Here is a 15,344-nt window from a genome sequence, read left to right as displayed (position 1 = left end):
CCATTGAGTGAGCGAACGGGCCTGAGACAGGCCCGGCAATAACAGTAGCAGAATCAAATCTGGCGGAAGCGGCTGCGCACGCTGAAGGTTTCAGACGTCACATAGCGTTCCAGGTCGCGCACGCTGCGCTCATCCCGTTGCAGGGTGCTCTCCAGCTGATCCAGCAGTTCACTGGCGCTGGGCTGGCGCTCAGTCCGGGAGGCAGAGGCGGGTTTCACATCCAGCACAAAACCCAGCACAAAGTAGGCGATCACCGTAAAGAGAAACAGGCCAAAGAACAGTGATAACACCACGATGACACGCAGCAGACGAACCGGAATATCGAGATACTCTGCCAGGCCTGCGCAGACACCCATGAATTTCCCTTCATCTGGCTTGCGCCACAACTTGCGTCCTTTAATCATGGCTGCCTCCAGTTTGGATGTTCAGCGTCCAGAATCGCTTCCAGCGCGTCAATACGTTCGCGCATCCGCTGCGCGTCCTGGGTCACGCGCTGCAGGCGCTGGATTTCGCTTTGCGACAGTTCCGAACCGCCGTTGCGTTTGTTGTTGTAATGCAGCCATAACCAGATCGGTGCGACAAACAACACGAAGATCGTTAACGGTATGGCGAAAAAAAGTGCGCTCATTGACTCTCCTTAATCACTTATCGCAACGTCGATGATTACTCACTGCGGTTCATTTTGGCTTTCAGCGCATTAAGCTGCTGGCTGATTTCATCGTCCGCTTTCAGGTCAGTAAACTCCTGGTCCAGCGTTTTTGGTTTACCAAAACCGTGGCTTTCTGCTTCCGCTTCCATATGGTCGATACGACGTTCAAAAGATTCAAACCGTGCCATTGCTTCGTCGATCTTACCGCTGTCCAGCTGACGACGAACATCGCGTGATGAAGAGGCCGCCTGATGACGCAGCGTTAACGCCTGCTGACGGGCACGTGTCTCACTCAGTTTTTTCTCCAGCTCGCTGATTTCGCCTTTCATGCGCTCCAGCGTCTCTTCAACATGGCCCACTTCCTGTTTCAGAGAGGCGACAAGATCGGTGAGTTTCTGTTTTTCAATCAGCGCGGAACGGGCCAGATCATCTTTATCTTTGCGCAGCGCCAGCTCCGCTTTTTCCTGCCACTCAGCCTGCTGAATCTCCGCCTGCTCAATACGGCGTGACAACTGTTTCTTTTCAGCCAGTGCCCGCGCAGAGGTGGAGCGCACTTCAACTAAGGTGTCTTCCATTTCCTGAATCATCAGCCGGACCAGTTTCTGCGGATCTTCCGCACGCTCCAGCAGGGAATTAATGTTGGCATTAACGATGTCGGCGAAACGAGAAAAAATACCCATAATGATGTTCCTCTTTTAATGTTTTAAAACGTGAAGTCCTGCTGAGTTAATACAAAATGCGTGCCAATTTTATAATTGATTGATTTTTATCATATTTTAAATTTTACAGCCCTTCACGCTTGTTTTAAGATAGTCAAAATGATTAAGGGATGGCGAAATTCATCATGACAGGCACTAACGATAATCTCCTGGGGGAGTCGAACAATTTTCTTGAGGTGCTGGAGCAGGTTTCCAAACTGGCTCCCCTTGAGAAACCGGTACTGGTGATTGGTGAGCGTGGAACGGGCAAAGAGCTGATCGCCAGCCGACTGCACTATCTCTCTGACCGCTGGCAGGGACCGTTTATCTCGCTGAACTGTGCCGCGCTGAATGAAAATCTGCTCGATTCTGAACTGTTTGGTCATGAGGCTGGCGCCTTTACCGGCGCGCAGAAGCGCCATCTTGGCCGTTTTGAACGTGCTGACGGCGGCACGCTGTTTCTGGATGAGCTGGCAACGGCACCGATGCTGGTTCAGGAAAAGCTGCTCAGGGTAATAGAATATGGACAGCTGGAGCGGGTCGGCGGCAATCACTCCCTGCAGGTCAATGTGCGACTGGTCTGTGCGACAAACGAAGACCTGCCCGCGCTGGCGGCAGCGGGAAAATTCCGCGCCGATCTGCTGGATCGTCTGGCCTTTGATGTGGTGCAGTTACCGCCACTGCGCGAACGACGCAGCGATATACTGGTGATGGCCGAGCATTTCGCTATCCAGATGTGTCGCGAGCTTGGTCTGTTACTGTTTCCCGGCTTTACCCCACGGGCGCAGCAGGCTCTGCTTGATTACCACTGGCCCGGCAACGTTCGCGAACTTAAAAACGTGGTGGAGCGCTCGGTCTATCGTCATAACAGCAGCGAGCAGCCTCTGGATAATGTCATTATCAACCCGTTTGCTACACGCCCTGAACCGATTGCTGTCATCCGGACCAGTCATGAGGCGGATAGCAGCGCGCTGCCTGCCCTGCCGCTGGATCTGCGTCAATGGCAGAATCAGCAGGAGCGGGATCTGGTGGAAGCCAGCCTGCAGCAGGCACGTTATAACCAACGCCGTGCGGCTGGCTTATTAGGTGTCACCTATCATCAGTTGCGCGCAATGATGAAGAAGCACGATATAAAAGCAGAGAGTTAATTAACGCCACCCCAACCTATGATTTTGCCCGGCCTTATGAATTAACAACCCGGTATAAACCGGGCTGTTTTTCACGTTGAGCCGCCTGTCCAATACGCATTGTGCGACTTAGTCCCCATTTTTTCAGGTTGCCGGATAGCAGGAACCAGACCGACGCCAGCGGTAGCCATCACCACGGCCAGTGCTGACATCAGCAATACAGCACTCATACCAAAGTGTGTTGCCAGCGGACCCGCGACCAGTTGTCCAAAGGGAATGGCGATAAAGGAACCCATTGCATCATAAGCGTACACGCGAGCCAGCTTATCCGGTGGGATATGTGTCTGTAATGAGTGCGCCCAGGTTACGCCGAACAGGCCCAATGACATGCCAGCAATGAAGAACCCCACTATCAGCATTGCTGCTGACGCATCCTGGCTCAGCATAAATATTGGGAGTGCGTAAAGACCTGCCAGCATCGCGCCAATAAAGAGATCACGACGTGGATGCCATTTCATAGCCAGAAACGAACCTGCAATTAGACCCGCGCTATGGGCGGCCACAATAATCCCCCATCGCGCCCGTCCGAAAGAGACGTCGGCAATCATCGGGCCAAGTACCACCACAATGCCATTGAACGCGACGTTGATAATGGCGAACTGAAGGACTATCGACCAAATCCAGCTTCGTCCGGCGAACTCTGCCCATCCCTCTTTGATATCGCGCAGGATATTGCCTTGCGAAGCCGCGGTTTTATTCGATTTCACACGGATCAGGAAATAGAGCGGTACGGAAACGGCAAAACCCAGCGCATCAATTGCCAGCCCCCAGCCCGGCCCGACAGCGCTGGTGATAATCCCCCCCAGCGATGCCCCCATCACCGTACCGCCATAAATCCCCAGCTGAATTAATGCGTTAGCCTGACGCAAATCCGTTGCTGGAACCACCTGCGGAACCAGCGCAGACGATGCAGGCAGCGCGATTCCTGCCGCCGCACCATTCAGGGCACCCAGCAAAGTCAGGCTAATTACAGTTGCTGAGCCATCAAGTACAGACCAGGCGACGATAGCCTGTGAAACAGCGGCAACCACTGCCGATGAAACTAATACCCGACTGCGTGAGTAGCGATCGGCGACAACACCGCCCACCAGCAGGAAAAGCACGTTACACAGTGAACGGGACGCAACCACTATCCCTAAATCAGAAGCAGACCCGCCAATATCCAGTACCGCAAAAGCCAGCGCAATGGGAGCAATCCCATTGCCCAGCACGGTGAACAGGCGCCCAAAAAAGAGATAGCGAAAGGATGTATGCTGAAATGCCTGAACGTTTTTTTGGAATTTATTCATTGCCAGGAAATGGATGACCAGAAGATGAGCTTATAGTACCTGCGTTTTTGTAATAGTTAAGTGCGGTTTAATTCAGGACCCGCTTAGCTAAACGGGAGGCCAGCAGAGATAACATCATCATTAACTCACTTTTCTCTCCCGTTTTTTCATCGCCACACCGCATTCAAAGCGCCGGCTCTTTCAGCAGCTTTCCCTTCCCCGTCCAGGCAGGCATGCCACTCTGCCTAAGCCAAAAAAAAAGCCCGCCAAAAGGCGGGCAACAATACTGGAAGCAATGTGAGCAATGTCGTGCTCTTCTACGGCAGAGCCACCGTCGAAGCGCAGATGAATAATAATCATTCTTATTATCATCTGTAAACATGTTATTGAGAATTTTTCTCATTACCACACCTTCTGTACGCTCTTTTTACCGCCGCGATGATGAAAATCAGTCTGGCAGCGGTTGCAGGTTTTGGGACAATGCCCGCTTTGCGATACACTCTGTTTAATGCCTCAAAATCGTTGAGTTCTATGTCAAAACTATTATGTTCGCTGTTGCTAAGTCTCAGCGTGTTGAGTGCCCCTGCGTGGTCAGCGCCTGCGGGTGATATCCGCCAGACCGGCTTCGTCTATTGCGTCAGCGGCACGCTGAACACCTTTAATCCGCAGATGGCCAGTAGCGGGCTGACTGTCGATACGCTGGCGGCACAACTCTATGACCGCCTGCTGGATGTCGATCCTTACACCTATCGTCTCAAGCCCGATCTGGCGTCCAGTTGGGAAGTGCGCGATAACGGCGCAACGTATCGCTTTCATCTGCGCAGCGGCGTGCAGTTCCAGCAGACGAATCAGTTCCGCCCCACCCGTGCACTGAACGCCGACGATGTCGTGTTCAGCTTCGCCCGAATGTTTGACCGCAATCACCCCTGGCACAACGTCAATGGCGGCAACTATCCCTACTTTGACAGTCTGCAATTCTCCGACTCCGTGCAGAGCGTGAAGAAAATTGATAACAGGACGGTTGAGTTCAGGTTAAACAGCCCGGATGCGTCGTTCCTGTGGCACATGGCGACCCACTATGCGCCAGTGCTGTCGAAAGAGTATGCCGACCAGCTCACCGCACAGGGCCAGCAGGAAGAGATGGACAGACAACCGGTTGGCACCGGTCCTTATCAGCTCAGCGAATACCGCACCGGTCAGTACATCCGCCTGGCGCGCAATCCTCACTACTGGAAAGGGGTGCCGCGTCTGCAACAGGCGGTGATCGATCTCGGCTCAGGCGGCACCGGGCGGCTTTCCAAGCTTCTGACCGGTGAATGTGACGTGCTTGCCTATCCCGCGGCCAGCCAGCTCACCATCCTGCGCGATGACCCGCGCCTGCGGATGACGCTTCGTCCCGGCATGAATATCGCCTATCTGGCCTTTAATACCCGCAAGCCGCCGCTCGACCGCCCTGAGGTACGTCACGCGCTGGCGCTGGCGATCAACAATGAGCGGTTGATGGAGTCCATCTATTACGGCACCGCCGAAACCGCCGCCTCGATATTACCTCGCGCCTCATGGGCATATGATAATGATGCGCGCATCACCAGCTATGATCCGGCGAAGTCCCGTGCCGCACTGGCGGCTCTGGGCATCAGCGATCTGCATCTGCGGCTGGTGGTGCCTGCCGCGTCGCAGTCGTGGAATCCCAGCCCGCTGAAAACCGCCGAACTGTTGCAGGCGGATCTGGCGCAGGTCGGCGTCCGGCTGACCATAGTGCCGGTAGAGGGCCGTTTTCAGGAGGCGCAGCTGATGGCGATGAATCATGATCTGACACTGTCAGGCTGGGCCACCGACAGTAACGATCCCGACAGTTTCTTCCGGCCGCTGCTCAGTTGTGCAGCGATTCGCTCGCAGACCAATTACGCGCACTGGTGCTCGCCGGCCTTTGACGAAACGCTGCAGAATGCGCTGTTATCACAACAACTCTCTGGCCGCATCGACAGTTATGACAAAGCGCAGCAGATTCTGGCGCAGGAGTTGCCGGTGCTGCCGCTGGCATCCTCTCTGCGACTGCAGGCGTTTCGTCATGATATTAAAGGGCTGGTCCTGAGTCCGTTTGGCAACGCCTCGTTTGCCGGGGTTTATCGTGAACGCGATAAGGAAAAGTAAGTGATTATCTATATTTTGCGGCGCCTGCTGCTACTGATCATTACCCTGTTTCTGCTGTCGCTGGTGAGCTTCAGCCTGAGCTACTTTACGCCTGACGCCCCGCTGGAAGGCGCGGCGCTCTCGGACGCCTGGTGGTTCTGGTTTAAAGGGATGCTGCAGTTTGATTTCGGCGTCTCCAGCACCAACGGTCAGGAGATTGGCCTGCAGCTGCGTGAGGTTTTCCCGGCCACCATGGAGTTGTGCATTCTGGCGTTTCTGTTCGCGCTGCTGGTCGGGATCCCGCTGGGGATCTGTGCCGGCGTGATGCGCAATAAATGGCAGGATAAAACCATCAGTGCGCTGGCGCTGATTGGCTTTTCTGCGCCAATTTTCTGGCTGGCGCTGCTGCTGACGCTGTTCTTCTCGCTGACGCTGGGCTGGCTGCCGGTGTCCGGTCGTCACGATCTGCTCTATCCGGTGCAGAGTGTCACTGGCTTTGCGCTGATTGATGCCTGGATGAGTCCTTCGCCCTGGCGACATGAGATGATAATCAGCGTCCTGAACCACCTGATTTTACCTGTGCTGGTGCTGGCGATGGCACCGACGACGGAAGTGATCCGCCTGCTGCGCAACAGCACCAGCGACGTGATGGACAAAAATTATGTCAAAGCGGCGGCTACGCGGGGTCTTTCGCCGTTTACCGTGATCCGCCGCCACGTGCTGCATAATGCGCTGCCGCCGGTGATCCCACGTCTGGGCCTGCAATTTTCCACGATGCTGACGCTGGCGATGATCACCGAGATGGTCTTTAACTGGCCGGGTCTGGGGCGCTGGCTGATTAACGCGATTCGTCAGCAGGATTACGCGGCGATCTCCGCTGGCGTGATGGTGATTGGCGGGCTGGTGATTCTGGTCAATGTGATTTCTGACGTGATTGGTGCGGCCATGAATCCGCTGAAACATAAGGAATGGTATGCCCTGCGCTAACGCTCAGGGCGCTAAGGCAGACACAAAATAAACATATGAATTTTCTCTTTCAGAAGTCGTTCTGAAAGCAGGCATTGATGTACACAAATAATTGTCCTGCAGAAAGCGATTTAAGTTCGAAGCGAAAAAATCGATGAGGTGATGAACATTTATGGATGAAGTTGATCTGGCACAGGAGCGTGAAGAAGCGCATCTCGCAGCCTCTCTGGCAGCTCGTAAGACCAGACTTAAAAGCCCAAACGGCTTATGCATCTGGTGTAAAGATGAGCCCGTAGTGGCTGAAACTGCTTTCTGTTCAAGCGAGTGTGATGAGGATTATCACAAGCATCGTCGGGAGCAAAGCCAGCGGATTGTCTGAGAGAGAATGAAGTCACCGGGTCAGGCTATTACGCGGGTGACTCAGATAAACTTGATATAAATGTCAGACAGCCCTCACAAATATAAAGCAATTAAAACGACATCGCTTGATAGATTCTTGATATTTCCTTGCCTTTACGTTGATAAAAAAAATGCATAATGCCCTGACTAAAACGTCACAGCAGAGATATCTGTCCGGAGTTAGTGACAGAAAAAAATAGCCCAGGGCGGCTGACATTCAGGAGCCATCTTTTTAACTCAGTTTATCAGAACAACTATCAGGTTTAACATTTTATATGAGCCACTTCAAAAGAATACTTTACGGCTGGGAAAAATCCGACGCTGACATTTATGAGCACTGTTTTAACCGTTTTGGCGGGAGTGTTAATATGCATCCTGACGTGATCAGGTTTTTCTCATCTCGCACAGGTCATGAGGCAACGTATTTTCATAAAGAAAAGCAAGGTGGCTATACTGCCGCGTATGCCCTGCTGGATCACTCACGGATAGGTGTCGATCAATGGAAACAATTCCCGCTATCCTATGATGAGATCATGGTGCCGGCGGCTAAAAATGCCTCGATGCTTTTCCCTGAAAAAACCAATAAAATGTCACATTTCAACAAGCACAACTTCATAAATTTTAACTTTTCTTTTGCCCGAAAAAATAAAGTATGCTTTGTAAAAGAGAGCTATTCAGTTAAAACAGAAAAAAATCGCCGCAACGAATACAACCGGTTCATACGTGCGGGTGGCCGCTGCTGTGATATGAATCAATTCAGCCCTGAAGAGCTGGCAGACTATTATATCTTCCTTTTTAAATCCCGTTTTTCTGACAGAGTAACCTGTTATTCCAGGGAGAACCTGATCACGCTTATCAATGCCATGAAAAGGATGCTCTTCGGCTATATTCTTTTTGTAGGGAACGAGCCCTGCGCGATGGATCTGCTCTTCATGGCTGAGAGTGAACACATCATCTATTTTGATGTGCCAAACGGCGGCGTTAACACGAAATATTCGGACCTTAGTCCGGGTAGTTTACTTATGTGGAAAAACATTGGTGCGGCAAGGGACTACTGTAAGCAGACGGGCAAGGAGATGAGGCTTTCCATCGGCTCACTTGATAAAGAGTGGACGTATAAGCTTCGCTGGGCGGATGCGCACTCCACGGGAAAAACAATTTTTTAATCTTTCAGTAGAGGCTGGCTTATTTTCTGCAACGGAGCAGCTGGAAATAAGCACAAAACCGCCGAATCATGAAATGCCAGGCACCAACGAAGGCTGTTTGAAGATAAAACGTTTAATCTCAGGGCCGATTTTAATTTTTATGCATCACTCTCCTTCCCCGCCGTCCTGTTGATAATACTTCTCTGAGGATGCAATCCGGTAAACCTACGGCATTATGTAAGCTATCAACCGCTGCCTCAAATGGCGTCATCGCTGGGGAAGCAGAGAGAGTTTTTATCTGATTTTTTTGCAGCATCAGTGATTCGCCAGATGCCAGGAGGCATACCAAAATGTCGTGAGAAGGCGCGCGTGAACGTTTGCTGTGAGTCGTAGTTGAACTGATCAGCTACCTCTGCAATAGTGGCTTCAGTAAACCTTAAACTCAGCGAGGCCGCCTGCATTCTGGTGTTATTAATATATTTCCCGAGGCTGACTCCGCAATGCTTTGTGAACATTCTGTTAAGGTGCCATTTTGAATATCCACTTTTTTTAGCCACTTTATCCAGGCTTATTTTTTCATCCGAATGATCATCTATCCATTCTGTTAATGCATTAAAGAAGTTTTTATCTTTCATGCCATGCCCCTTTTGCGTTTTTTGCAGTACCTTTTAAAGGTAACTCATTGCCGCACTAAATTTAATTATAAACTGATCGTTTACACGTTTCTTTTCTAAGCTTTTTTACTCTATTCTCGCCACCGATTTATCTCCTTTAGTAAAGAGTTCCCACTCAGGACGCGACTATCCCTCAAAGTCATCAATGAACAATCAGGAAATGATGAAGAATCTGTCAATGTTGCACAAAAAGTGATCTCTGCTGAGGCGAACGTCTTAGGTGTTGGATTATCCGTCTTCTGTGGATGATTTACGGTGTATTACTCAAGCAGCATCATGAACAATTTCCTGTGCGGGTTCCGGCAGGGTTTCAGTACTGAGCTAGTCGCGTAGAGCGTCTGCACCTGAAACCGCCAGGCGGGTATGCGTCCATAGCGGTCTGAACACCGGGACACCTGAAGCCAGCCGGTAATCGCGGATAATATCGGCATGAAGTAATCCACTGAGATGCCTGATATTTTCAGGATAGGCTAAAATTCTTTATGTAAGCGTCAGCAACAAACCTCGCGGTAACGACGCGGTTTATCAGAAAGAGGACGAAAAATGAAATTCGCTGTAATTTTTGAAGATACCGGCGTTGAAGAGGAACATGAGTTTGACACCAAACCTGTTGCCGGAGATTTAGTGACGTTAACGCGCGATGGGATAGGTAAAGATTATATCGTTATCATTGAGCCGGATCCTGACCACACCCATGACGACGGGCCTGATGGACACCCGACAAAGGCCAGGGTCCGGCCAGCATAGCCTCCGCTAAGATCTAATCCGCCGCCCAACAGGGCGGTTTTTATTGCCTGTTATCCGGAGGTGAATATGACTTTTTTCACTCTGTTCAGGACGATATGCCGACTCGGATCATAACCCTTTGCAATCCAGAGTCGAAATTGCTGACGCCGTTTCCTTGCCTGTAACAGGGATATCGACGGATAATCCCCTGTAGTCAGCTGACGGGCTAAGCCTCCCAGCGATACCGGTAGAAAAATGTCACGTTGCCTCAACGGGAGAGCCTGACATTCAGTCCGGACGAGTCGAAGATAACCTCTGCTTTGTCGCGGCGCTTACCCAGCGCTTTCCTGAGCTTAGTGTCTGTCTGCAATGTGGACATCTTCTTTGCCTCTACGCAGAGAAGCACACAAAACACATAAATTAACGCTACTCAGAGTCAGCCATGATAAAGAAACATAAAGCATGTCCTCAGGATAACCCTCTGATATGAGTGATTTTTATAAAGAAACGTTGTCCGAACTCAAGCACAATAAAGTGAAAGCGTATGCCCTCCGATAATATCTACGCCGAAAAACGCCTGCCCAGCGCGTTTCGTCAGAGCTGGCACCATTTTTATGGCAACCCGATTTCGATGGTCGGGCTGTATGGCTTTGGCGCACTGCTGCTGCTCTGCCTGTTTGGCGGGCTGATAGCGCCATACGATATCGATCAGCAGTTCCTGGGTTATCAGTTGCTGCCGCCATCCTGGTCACACTACGGCGATGTCTCCTTCTTTCTCGGCACCGACGATCTGGGTCGGGATGTGCTGAGCCGCCTGCTGAGCGGCGCGGGCCCGACGGTGGGTTCGGCGATTCTGGTGACGCTGTTCGCCACGCTCGGCGCGCTGGTGCTGGGCGTACTGGCGGGCATGACGCATGGCATACGCTCGGCGGTGATGAACCACGTTCTGGACACCCTGCTCTCTATTCCGTCGCTGTTACTGGCGATTATCGTGGTGGCGTTTCTCGGGCCACGACTCGAGCACGCATTGCTGGCGGTCTGGCTGGCGCTGATTCCACGTCTGGTGCGCGAGATTTACAGTGCCGTGCATGATGAGCTGGAAAAAGAGTATGTGGTGGCGGCACGTCTTGACGGTGCCAGAGGCCGCAACATCCTGCGCTACGCCATTTTGCCTAACATTTTACCGTTGCTGATCACCGAAATTACCCGCGCGCTGTCGATGGCGATTCTGGATATTGCCGCACTCGGGTTTCTCGACCTGGGCGCGCAGCTGCCTTCGCCCGAATGGGGAGCGATGCTGGGTGATTCGCTGGAGCTGATCTACGTCGCACCATGGACCGTTATGCTGCCGGGTGTGGCGCTGATGGTCAGCGTATTAATTGTTAACCTGCTCGGTGACGGCATCCGTCGCGCCGTCGAAGCGGGAGTGGAATAAATGCCGTTACTCGATATCCGTAATCTGACCATTGAATTTATGACCGCTGACGGGCCGGTCAAAGCGGTCGATCGCGTCAATCTGACGCTGGGCGAAGGTGAAATCCGTGGTCTGGTCGGTGAGTCCGGCTCCGGTAAGAGCCTGGTTGCCAAGGCGATCTGCGGCGTGACCAACGATAACTGGCGTGTCACCGCCGATCGCATGGTGTTTGATGATGTGGATCTGCTGCGCCTGTCGTCGCGCGAGCGCCGCCGCATTATCGGGCATAACGTCTCGATGATTTTTCAGGAGCCGCAATCCTGTCTGGATCCCTCTGAAAGCATCGGTCGTCAGCTGATGCAGGTGATCCCACGCTGGACGTATAAAGGTCCGTGGCTGAAACGCTTCTGGTTCTGGCGCAAAACCCGCGCCATCGAACTGCTGCATCGCGTCGGCATTAAAGATCACAAAGATATTATGCGCAGCTTCCCCTATGAGCTGACCGAAGGCGAATGCCAGAAAGTGATGATCGCGATTGCGCTGGCTAACCAGCCGCGTCTGCTGATCGCCGATGAGCCGACGAACGCCATGGAACCCACGACGCAGGCGCAGATTTTCCGCCTGCTGAGCCGGCTGAACCAGAACAACAACACCACCATTCTGCTGATCAGTCATGACCTGCGCACTATGAGCCAGTGGGCGGACCGTATCAACGTGATGTACTGTGGTCAGACGGTAGAAACCGCCCAGAGTGAAGATTTAATGAGTACGCCGCACCATCCTTATACTCAGGCGCTGATTCGGGCGATGCCCGATTTTGGACGATCCCTGCCGCATAAAAGCCGTCTCAATACCCTGTCAGGAGCGATCCCGTCGCTGGAGAGCCTGCCGATTGGCTGTCGTCTGGGGCCGCGTTGTCCCTATGCGCAGCGCAAATGTATTGAAACGCCACGGCTCACCGGCAGCAAAACGCATCTCTACGCCTGTCATTTCCCGCTGAATATGGAGGGCCAGTAGCATGGAGACTCTGCTGGAAGTGCGCAACCTGAGTAAAACCTTCCGTTATCGTACGGGCCTGTTCCGCCGTCAGCACGTTGAGGCGGTGAAGTCGGTCAGTTTTACCCTACGCGAGAGGCAGACGCTGGCAATTATCGGTGAAAATGGCTCCGGCAAGTCCACGCTGGCGAAGATGCTCAGCGGCATGGTCGCCCCTACCGAAGGTGAGATTCTGATAGACGATCATCCGCTGACCTTTGGCGATTATGGTTATCGCAGTCAGCGCATCCGCATGATTTTCCAGGACCCCTCAACCTCGCTGAATCCGCGTCAGCGTATCAGCCAGATTCTGGAGTTCCCGCTGCGGCTCAATACCGATCTCAGCGCGGAGGAACGCGAAAAGCGCATTATCGCCACCCTGCGTCAGGTGGGATTACTGCGCGATCACGCCGGCTATTATCCGCACATGCTGGCACCCGGCCAGAAGCAGCGACTGGGTCTGGCCCGCGCGTTGATTTTGCAACCCAAAGTGATTGTGGCTGATGAAGCGCTGGCCTCGCTGGATATGACGATGCGTTCCCAGTTGGTGAATCTGATGCTGGAACTGCAGGAGAAGCATGGGATCGCTTACATTTATGTTACCCAGCATCTGGGAATGATGAAGCACATCAGCGACAAAGTGCTGGTGATGCATCAGGGCGAAGTGGTCGAGCGCGGCGGCACCGCTGATGTGCTGGCCTCCCCGCTGCACGATCTGACCCGACGACTGATCAGCAGCCACTTTGGCGAAGCATTGAGTGCCGAAGCCTGGCGACGAGAGCGTTGATTTTTGCTGCATATCGCGGAAATTGCGGGGCGATTTACCTGATTTATGAGAGACGTGCTAGAATCCGCACGTCGATTAACGTCGGTCGCTTACTTTTTAACCATGCGGCCGCCAACTACAATGACCATAAGGATTACAGCTATGGGTTTTCTTTCCGGTAAGCGCATTCTGATTACTGGCGTTGCCAGTAAACTTTCCATCGCCTACGGTATTGCACAGGCGATGCACAAACAGGGCGCAGAACTGGCTTTCACCTACCAGAACGACAAATTAAAAGGTCGTGTGGAAGAGTTTGCCAAAGATTTGGGTTCAGACATCGTGCTGCCATGTGACGTAGCCGAAGATGAGAGCATCAAATCTCTGTTCACTGAACTGGCAAAAACCTGGCCGAAATTTGACGGTTTCGTTCACTCTATCGGTTTCGCCCCTGGCGAGCAGCTGGTTGGCGACTACGTGAACGCCGTTACCCGCGAAGGCTTTAAAATCGCGCATGACATCAGTGCTTACAGCTTCGTCGCGATGGCCAAAGAGTGCCGCGAGATGCTGAATCCACACTCTGCGCTGCTGACCCTCTCTTACCTGGGTGCTGAGCGCGCGATCCCGAACTACAACGTGATGGGTCTGGCGAAAGCGTCGCTGGAAGCCAACGTGCGTTACATGGCAAACGCCATGGGCCCGGAAGGCGTGCGTGTTAACGCCGTTTCTGCCGGTCCAATCCGCACCCTGGCAGCATCAGGCATCAAAGATTTCCGTAAGATGCTGGCACATTGCGAAGCGGTCACCCCGATTCGCCGTACTGTCACCATCGAAGATGTCGGCAACTCAGCAGCATTCCTCTGCTCTGACCTGGCTGGCGGCATCACCGGTGAAGTGGTACACGTTGATGGCGGCTTCAGCATCGCCGCAATGAACGAACTGGAACTGAAATAAGTTCTGCAAGGGCGAGCCTGGCTCGCCCTTCTCTTTGCTCCCGCCTCGCCCTTCCTGCCTGATTTCGCTGCCGTTATACCGTAACGCTATTAATTATCACCGATCAATCTTTTGCCCCGGACTGGCCATCAGCGACGATAAGCCTGCCCTTCGGTTTATGCACATTTTCAGATTCTGCCGCCTGCATACCGAACCCGAATTTGCAAAAGGATTGATCATGGAACAACGCCGCTATCCGGGCCATAACCACTGGTTTTACGAGAGCCAGACCAGTCCACGTACCTCACAGGCCGCACCGCTGGTGCCAGAAGCCGCCCATATTGATGACCGCTTTTTGCTGGGATGTTACGCCGATGACAACGTGGTGCAGTCACTGCTGCGCACCAATCAGCCGGCCCTGTTGGCGGCGCGCGATCTGGCACAGCTGCTGTTCCCCGATCGCGTCGTCACCACCCTCACACACACCTTAACGCTTTACGATCGCCTCAGCACGGCGCTGACGGTGGCGCAGGTGGCGGGTGTACAGCGGCTGTGTAATCACTACTCTGCCCGCCTCAATCCGTTGCCCGGGCCCGACTCCTCACGTGAAAGTAATAATCGCCTCACCCAGATTACGCAGTATGCACGCCAGCTGGCGATGCAGCCTGAGCTGATCAGCGCCAGCGCAATCACCGCCCTGGATGCGGTCGGCCTGACAGAGCCTGATATTGTGACGCTGAATCAGGTGATCGGCTTTGTCAGTTATCAGGCGCGGGTGGTCGCCGGTTTACAGGCGCTGCAGGCCCAGCCGGTACGCTGGCTGCCCGGCAGCACTGCACCACCCGATGCTGAGGCCACAGGTTTTGATCAGCCTGCCCGCTGGCAGCCGGTGCTGAAACCACTGGAGTTGCGTTATGCCAGTGCTGAGCAGCTCGCTGCTATTACCCGCTGTCAGTCACTGCCGGGAATGCAGGACGCGGTATGGCTGCTGGCCCACGATCCCTCGGTGCTCTATGACTGGGCGCAACTGCGTCAGCATCTCACTCAGGACAATACCCTGGCAGAGGCGACGGCCGCCCGGATTCTGGGCAGTCGCTGGGCATTCGGGCTGCTGGCCGGAAATGAGATGTTAATTGAGGGCGTGGATGATGCGGGGGCAAAAGACCCGGAGCAGCAGATTATTGCGCTGGCGGCGCAGCTGACCCGTTCGCCAGAACGATTCAGCGCGGCCCATCTGCAACCGCTAATGGAGGCGGGTTGGGAGGCTGATGCACTGTTCGCGCTGATGCAGAGTGTTGCCATAGGCAACTGGAACAGCCGCCTGTTTTACGCACTGGGCGAATCGCAGTAACCG

Annotated in this window: 16 protein-coding genes and 1 pseudogene; 11 read left to right on the top strand and 6 right to left on the bottom strand. The window is 53.4% G+C overall.

Annotation, left to right across the window (positions count from 1 at the left end):
- Nucleotides 1-53: 53 nt before the first annotated feature.
- From pspC to pspA, 3 genes are read right to left on the bottom strand one after another with little or no spacing between them, the layout of a single operon-like run.
- Nucleotides 54-404, bottom strand: a complete 351-nt coding sequence (pspC, locus tag EPG66_RS01715; RefSeq protein ID WP_039386333.1) for an envelope stress response membrane protein PspC — start codon at nt 402-404, stop codon at nt 54-56.
- A complete protein-coding gene (gene pspB / locus EPG66_RS01710) occupies nt 401-628 on the bottom strand; it encodes an envelope stress response membrane protein PspB (protein WP_010244592.1) in 228 nt (75 codons plus the stop codon). Before pspB ends, pspC begins: the two co-directional genes overlap by 4 nt.
- A gap of 35 nt (nt 629-663) precedes the next feature.
- Nucleotides 664-1,329 carry a phage shock protein PspA gene (gene pspA, locus EPG66_RS01705; protein WP_182685798.1) on the bottom strand — a complete coding sequence of 222 codons (666 nt, stop codon included), beginning with the start codon at nt 1,327-1,329 and terminating at the stop codon, nt 664-666.
- Nucleotides 1,330-1,493: 164 nt separating this feature from the next.
- Between pspA and pspF the strand changes: the two genes are divergently transcribed.
- Entirely contained in the window at nt 1,494-2,495 is a 1,002-nt protein-coding gene (pspF, locus tag EPG66_RS01700; protein WP_083068818.1) for a phage shock protein operon transcriptional activator, read from the top strand.
- A 71-nt stretch (nt 2,496-2,566) separates the two neighbouring features.
- On the opposite strand, the gene EPG66_RS01695 is transcribed toward pspF, so the two are convergent.
- On the bottom strand, nt 2,567-3,823 hold the full coding sequence (locus tag EPG66_RS01695) for an MFS transporter (RefSeq protein WP_182685790.1): 1,257 nt from the start codon (nt 3,821-3,823) through the stop codon (nt 2,567-2,569).
- Between the two features lie 510 nt (nt 3,824-4,333).
- Here EPG66_RS01695 and sapA point away from each other — a divergent pair.
- The 4 genes from sapA (at nt 4,334) to EPG66_RS01675 (ending at nt 8,466) form a co-directional block, all read left to right on the top strand.
- On the top strand, nt 4,334-5,956 hold the full coding sequence (sapA, locus tag EPG66_RS01690; protein ID WP_182685789.1) for an ABC transporter substrate-binding protein SapA: 1,623 nt from the start codon (nt 4,334-4,336) through the stop codon (nt 5,954-5,956).
- Nucleotides 5,957-6,922 carry a putrescine export ABC transporter permease SapB gene (gene sapB, locus EPG66_RS01685; RefSeq protein ID WP_010244573.1) on the top strand — a complete coding sequence of 322 codons (966 nt, stop codon included), beginning with the start codon at nt 5,957-5,959 and terminating at the stop codon, nt 6,920-6,922. It abuts the gene before it with no gap.
- Between the two features lie 151 nt (nt 6,923-7,073).
- Nucleotides 7,074-7,280 (top strand): hypothetical protein, encoded by a 207-nt coding sequence (locus EPG66_RS01680; RefSeq protein ID WP_031591555.1) that lies wholly within the window; start codon nt 7,074-7,076, stop codon nt 7,278-7,280.
- 295 nt (nt 7,281-7,575) lie between these two features.
- Nucleotides 7,576-8,466: a GNAT family protein gene (locus EPG66_RS01675; protein WP_182685787.1), complete on the top strand. Its 891-nt coding sequence runs from the start codon at nt 7,576-7,578 to the stop codon at nt 8,464-8,466.
- Between the two features lie 236 nt (nt 8,467-8,702).
- Here the strand turns inward: EPG66_RS01675 and EPG66_RS01670 are convergent, their stop codons facing one another.
- Nucleotides 8,703-9,080 carry a helix-turn-helix domain-containing protein gene (locus EPG66_RS01670; protein ID WP_240042527.1) on the bottom strand — a complete coding sequence of 126 codons (378 nt, stop codon included), beginning with the start codon at nt 9,078-9,080 and terminating at the stop codon, nt 8,703-8,705.
- 582 nt (nt 9,081-9,662) lie between these two features.
- Between EPG66_RS01670 and EPG66_RS01665 the strand changes: the two genes are divergently transcribed.
- Nucleotides 9,663-9,866 carry a hypothetical protein gene (locus tag EPG66_RS01665; protein ID WP_010244562.1) on the top strand — a complete coding sequence of 68 codons (204 nt, stop codon included), beginning with the start codon at nt 9,663-9,665 and terminating at the stop codon, nt 9,864-9,866.
- Nucleotides 9,867-9,934: 68 nt separating this feature from the next.
- Here the strand turns inward: EPG66_RS01665 and EPG66_RS01660 are convergent.
- A pseudogene (locus EPG66_RS01660) lies at nt 9,935-10,215 on the bottom strand (Arm DNA-binding domain-containing protein); the annotation flags it as partial.
- Between the two features lie 174 nt (nt 10,216-10,389).
- Between EPG66_RS01660 and sapC the strand changes: the two are divergent.
- From sapC to EPG66_RS01635, 5 genes are all read left to right on the top strand, one after another.
- Nucleotides 10,390-11,280: a putrescine export ABC transporter permease SapC gene (gene sapC / locus EPG66_RS01655; protein WP_010670235.1), complete on the top strand. Its 891-nt coding sequence runs from the start codon at nt 10,390-10,392 to the stop codon at nt 11,278-11,280.
- Entirely contained in the window at nt 11,281-12,276 is a 996-nt protein-coding gene (gene sapD, locus EPG66_RS01650; protein WP_010244553.1) for a putrescine export ABC transporter ATP-binding protein SapD, read from the top strand.
- A gap of 1 nt (nt 12,277) precedes the next feature.
- Entirely contained in the window at nt 12,278-13,081 is an 804-nt protein-coding gene (gene sapF / locus EPG66_RS01645; protein WP_031591565.1) for a putrescine export ABC transporter ATP-binding protein SapF, read from the top strand.
- Between the two features lie 141 nt (nt 13,082-13,222).
- Nucleotides 13,223-14,011, top strand: coding sequence for an enoyl-ACP reductase FabI (gene fabI, locus EPG66_RS01640; RefSeq protein WP_010244547.1), 789 nt, complete (start codon nt 13,223-13,225; stop codon nt 14,009-14,011).
- A gap of 217 nt (nt 14,012-14,228) precedes the next feature.
- Nucleotides 14,229-15,341, top strand: a complete 1,113-nt coding sequence (locus EPG66_RS01635; RefSeq protein WP_182685785.1) for a CMD domain-containing protein — start codon at nt 14,229-14,231, stop codon at nt 15,339-15,341.
- The last annotated feature ends 3 nt before the right edge of the window (nt 15,342-15,344 follow it).

The organism is Pantoea pleuroti (assembly GCF_014156615.1).
Taxonomy (GTDB): Bacteria; Pseudomonadota; Gammaproteobacteria; order Enterobacterales; family Enterobacteriaceae; genus Pantoea; species Pantoea agglomerans.
The sequence above is the reverse complement of the archived record's forward strand: the minus strand, read 5'-3'. Positions and strand labels throughout refer to the sequence as shown.

Bases quoted from the DNA above. Each gene is read 5' to 3' on its own strand.
- pspC (WP_039386333.1), bottom strand. From the start codon at position 404: ATGATTAAAGGACGCAAGTTGTGGCGCAAGCCAGATGAAGGGAAATTC.
- pspB (WP_010244592.1), bottom strand. From the start codon at position 628: ATGAGCGCACTTTTTTTCGCCATACCGTTAACGATCTTCGTGTTGTTT.
- pspA (WP_182685798.1), bottom strand. From the start codon at position 1,329: ATGGGTATTTTTTCTCGTTTCGCCGACATCGTTAATGCCAACATTAAT.
- pspF (WP_083068818.1), top strand. From the start codon at position 1,494: ATGACAGGCACTAACGATAATCTCCTGGGGGAGTCGAACAATTTTCTT.
- EPG66_RS01695 (WP_182685790.1), bottom strand. From the start codon at position 3,823: ATGAATAAATTCCAAAAAAACGTTCAGGCATTTCAGCATACATCCTTT.
- sapA (WP_182685789.1), top strand. From the start codon at position 4,334: ATGTCAAAACTATTATGTTCGCTGTTGCTAAGTCTCAGCGTGTTGAGT.
- EPG66_RS01680 (WP_031591555.1), top strand. From the start codon at position 7,074: ATGGATGAAGTTGATCTGGCACAGGAGCGTGAAGAAGCGCATCTCGCA.
- EPG66_RS01675 (WP_182685787.1), top strand. From the start codon at position 7,576: ATGAGCCACTTCAAAAGAATACTTTACGGCTGGGAAAAATCCGACGCT.
- EPG66_RS01670 (WP_240042527.1), bottom strand. From the start codon at position 9,080: ATGAAAGATAAAAACTTCTTTAATGCATTAACAGAATGGATAGATGAT.
- EPG66_RS01665 (WP_010244562.1), top strand. From the start codon at position 9,663: ATGAAATTCGCTGTAATTTTTGAAGATACCGGCGTTGAAGAGGAACAT.
- sapC (WP_010670235.1), top strand. From the start codon at position 10,390: ATGCCCTCCGATAATATCTACGCCGAAAAACGCCTGCCCAGCGCGTTT.
- sapD (WP_010244553.1), top strand. From the start codon at position 11,281: ATGCCGTTACTCGATATCCGTAATCTGACCATTGAATTTATGACCGCT.
- sapF (WP_031591565.1), top strand. From the start codon at position 12,278: ATGGAGACTCTGCTGGAAGTGCGCAACCTGAGTAAAACCTTCCGTTAT.
- fabI (WP_010244547.1), top strand. From the start codon at position 13,223: ATGGGTTTTCTTTCCGGTAAGCGCATTCTGATTACTGGCGTTGCCAGT.
- EPG66_RS01635 (WP_182685785.1), top strand. From the start codon at position 14,229: ATGGAACAACGCCGCTATCCGGGCCATAACCACTGGTTTTACGAGAGC.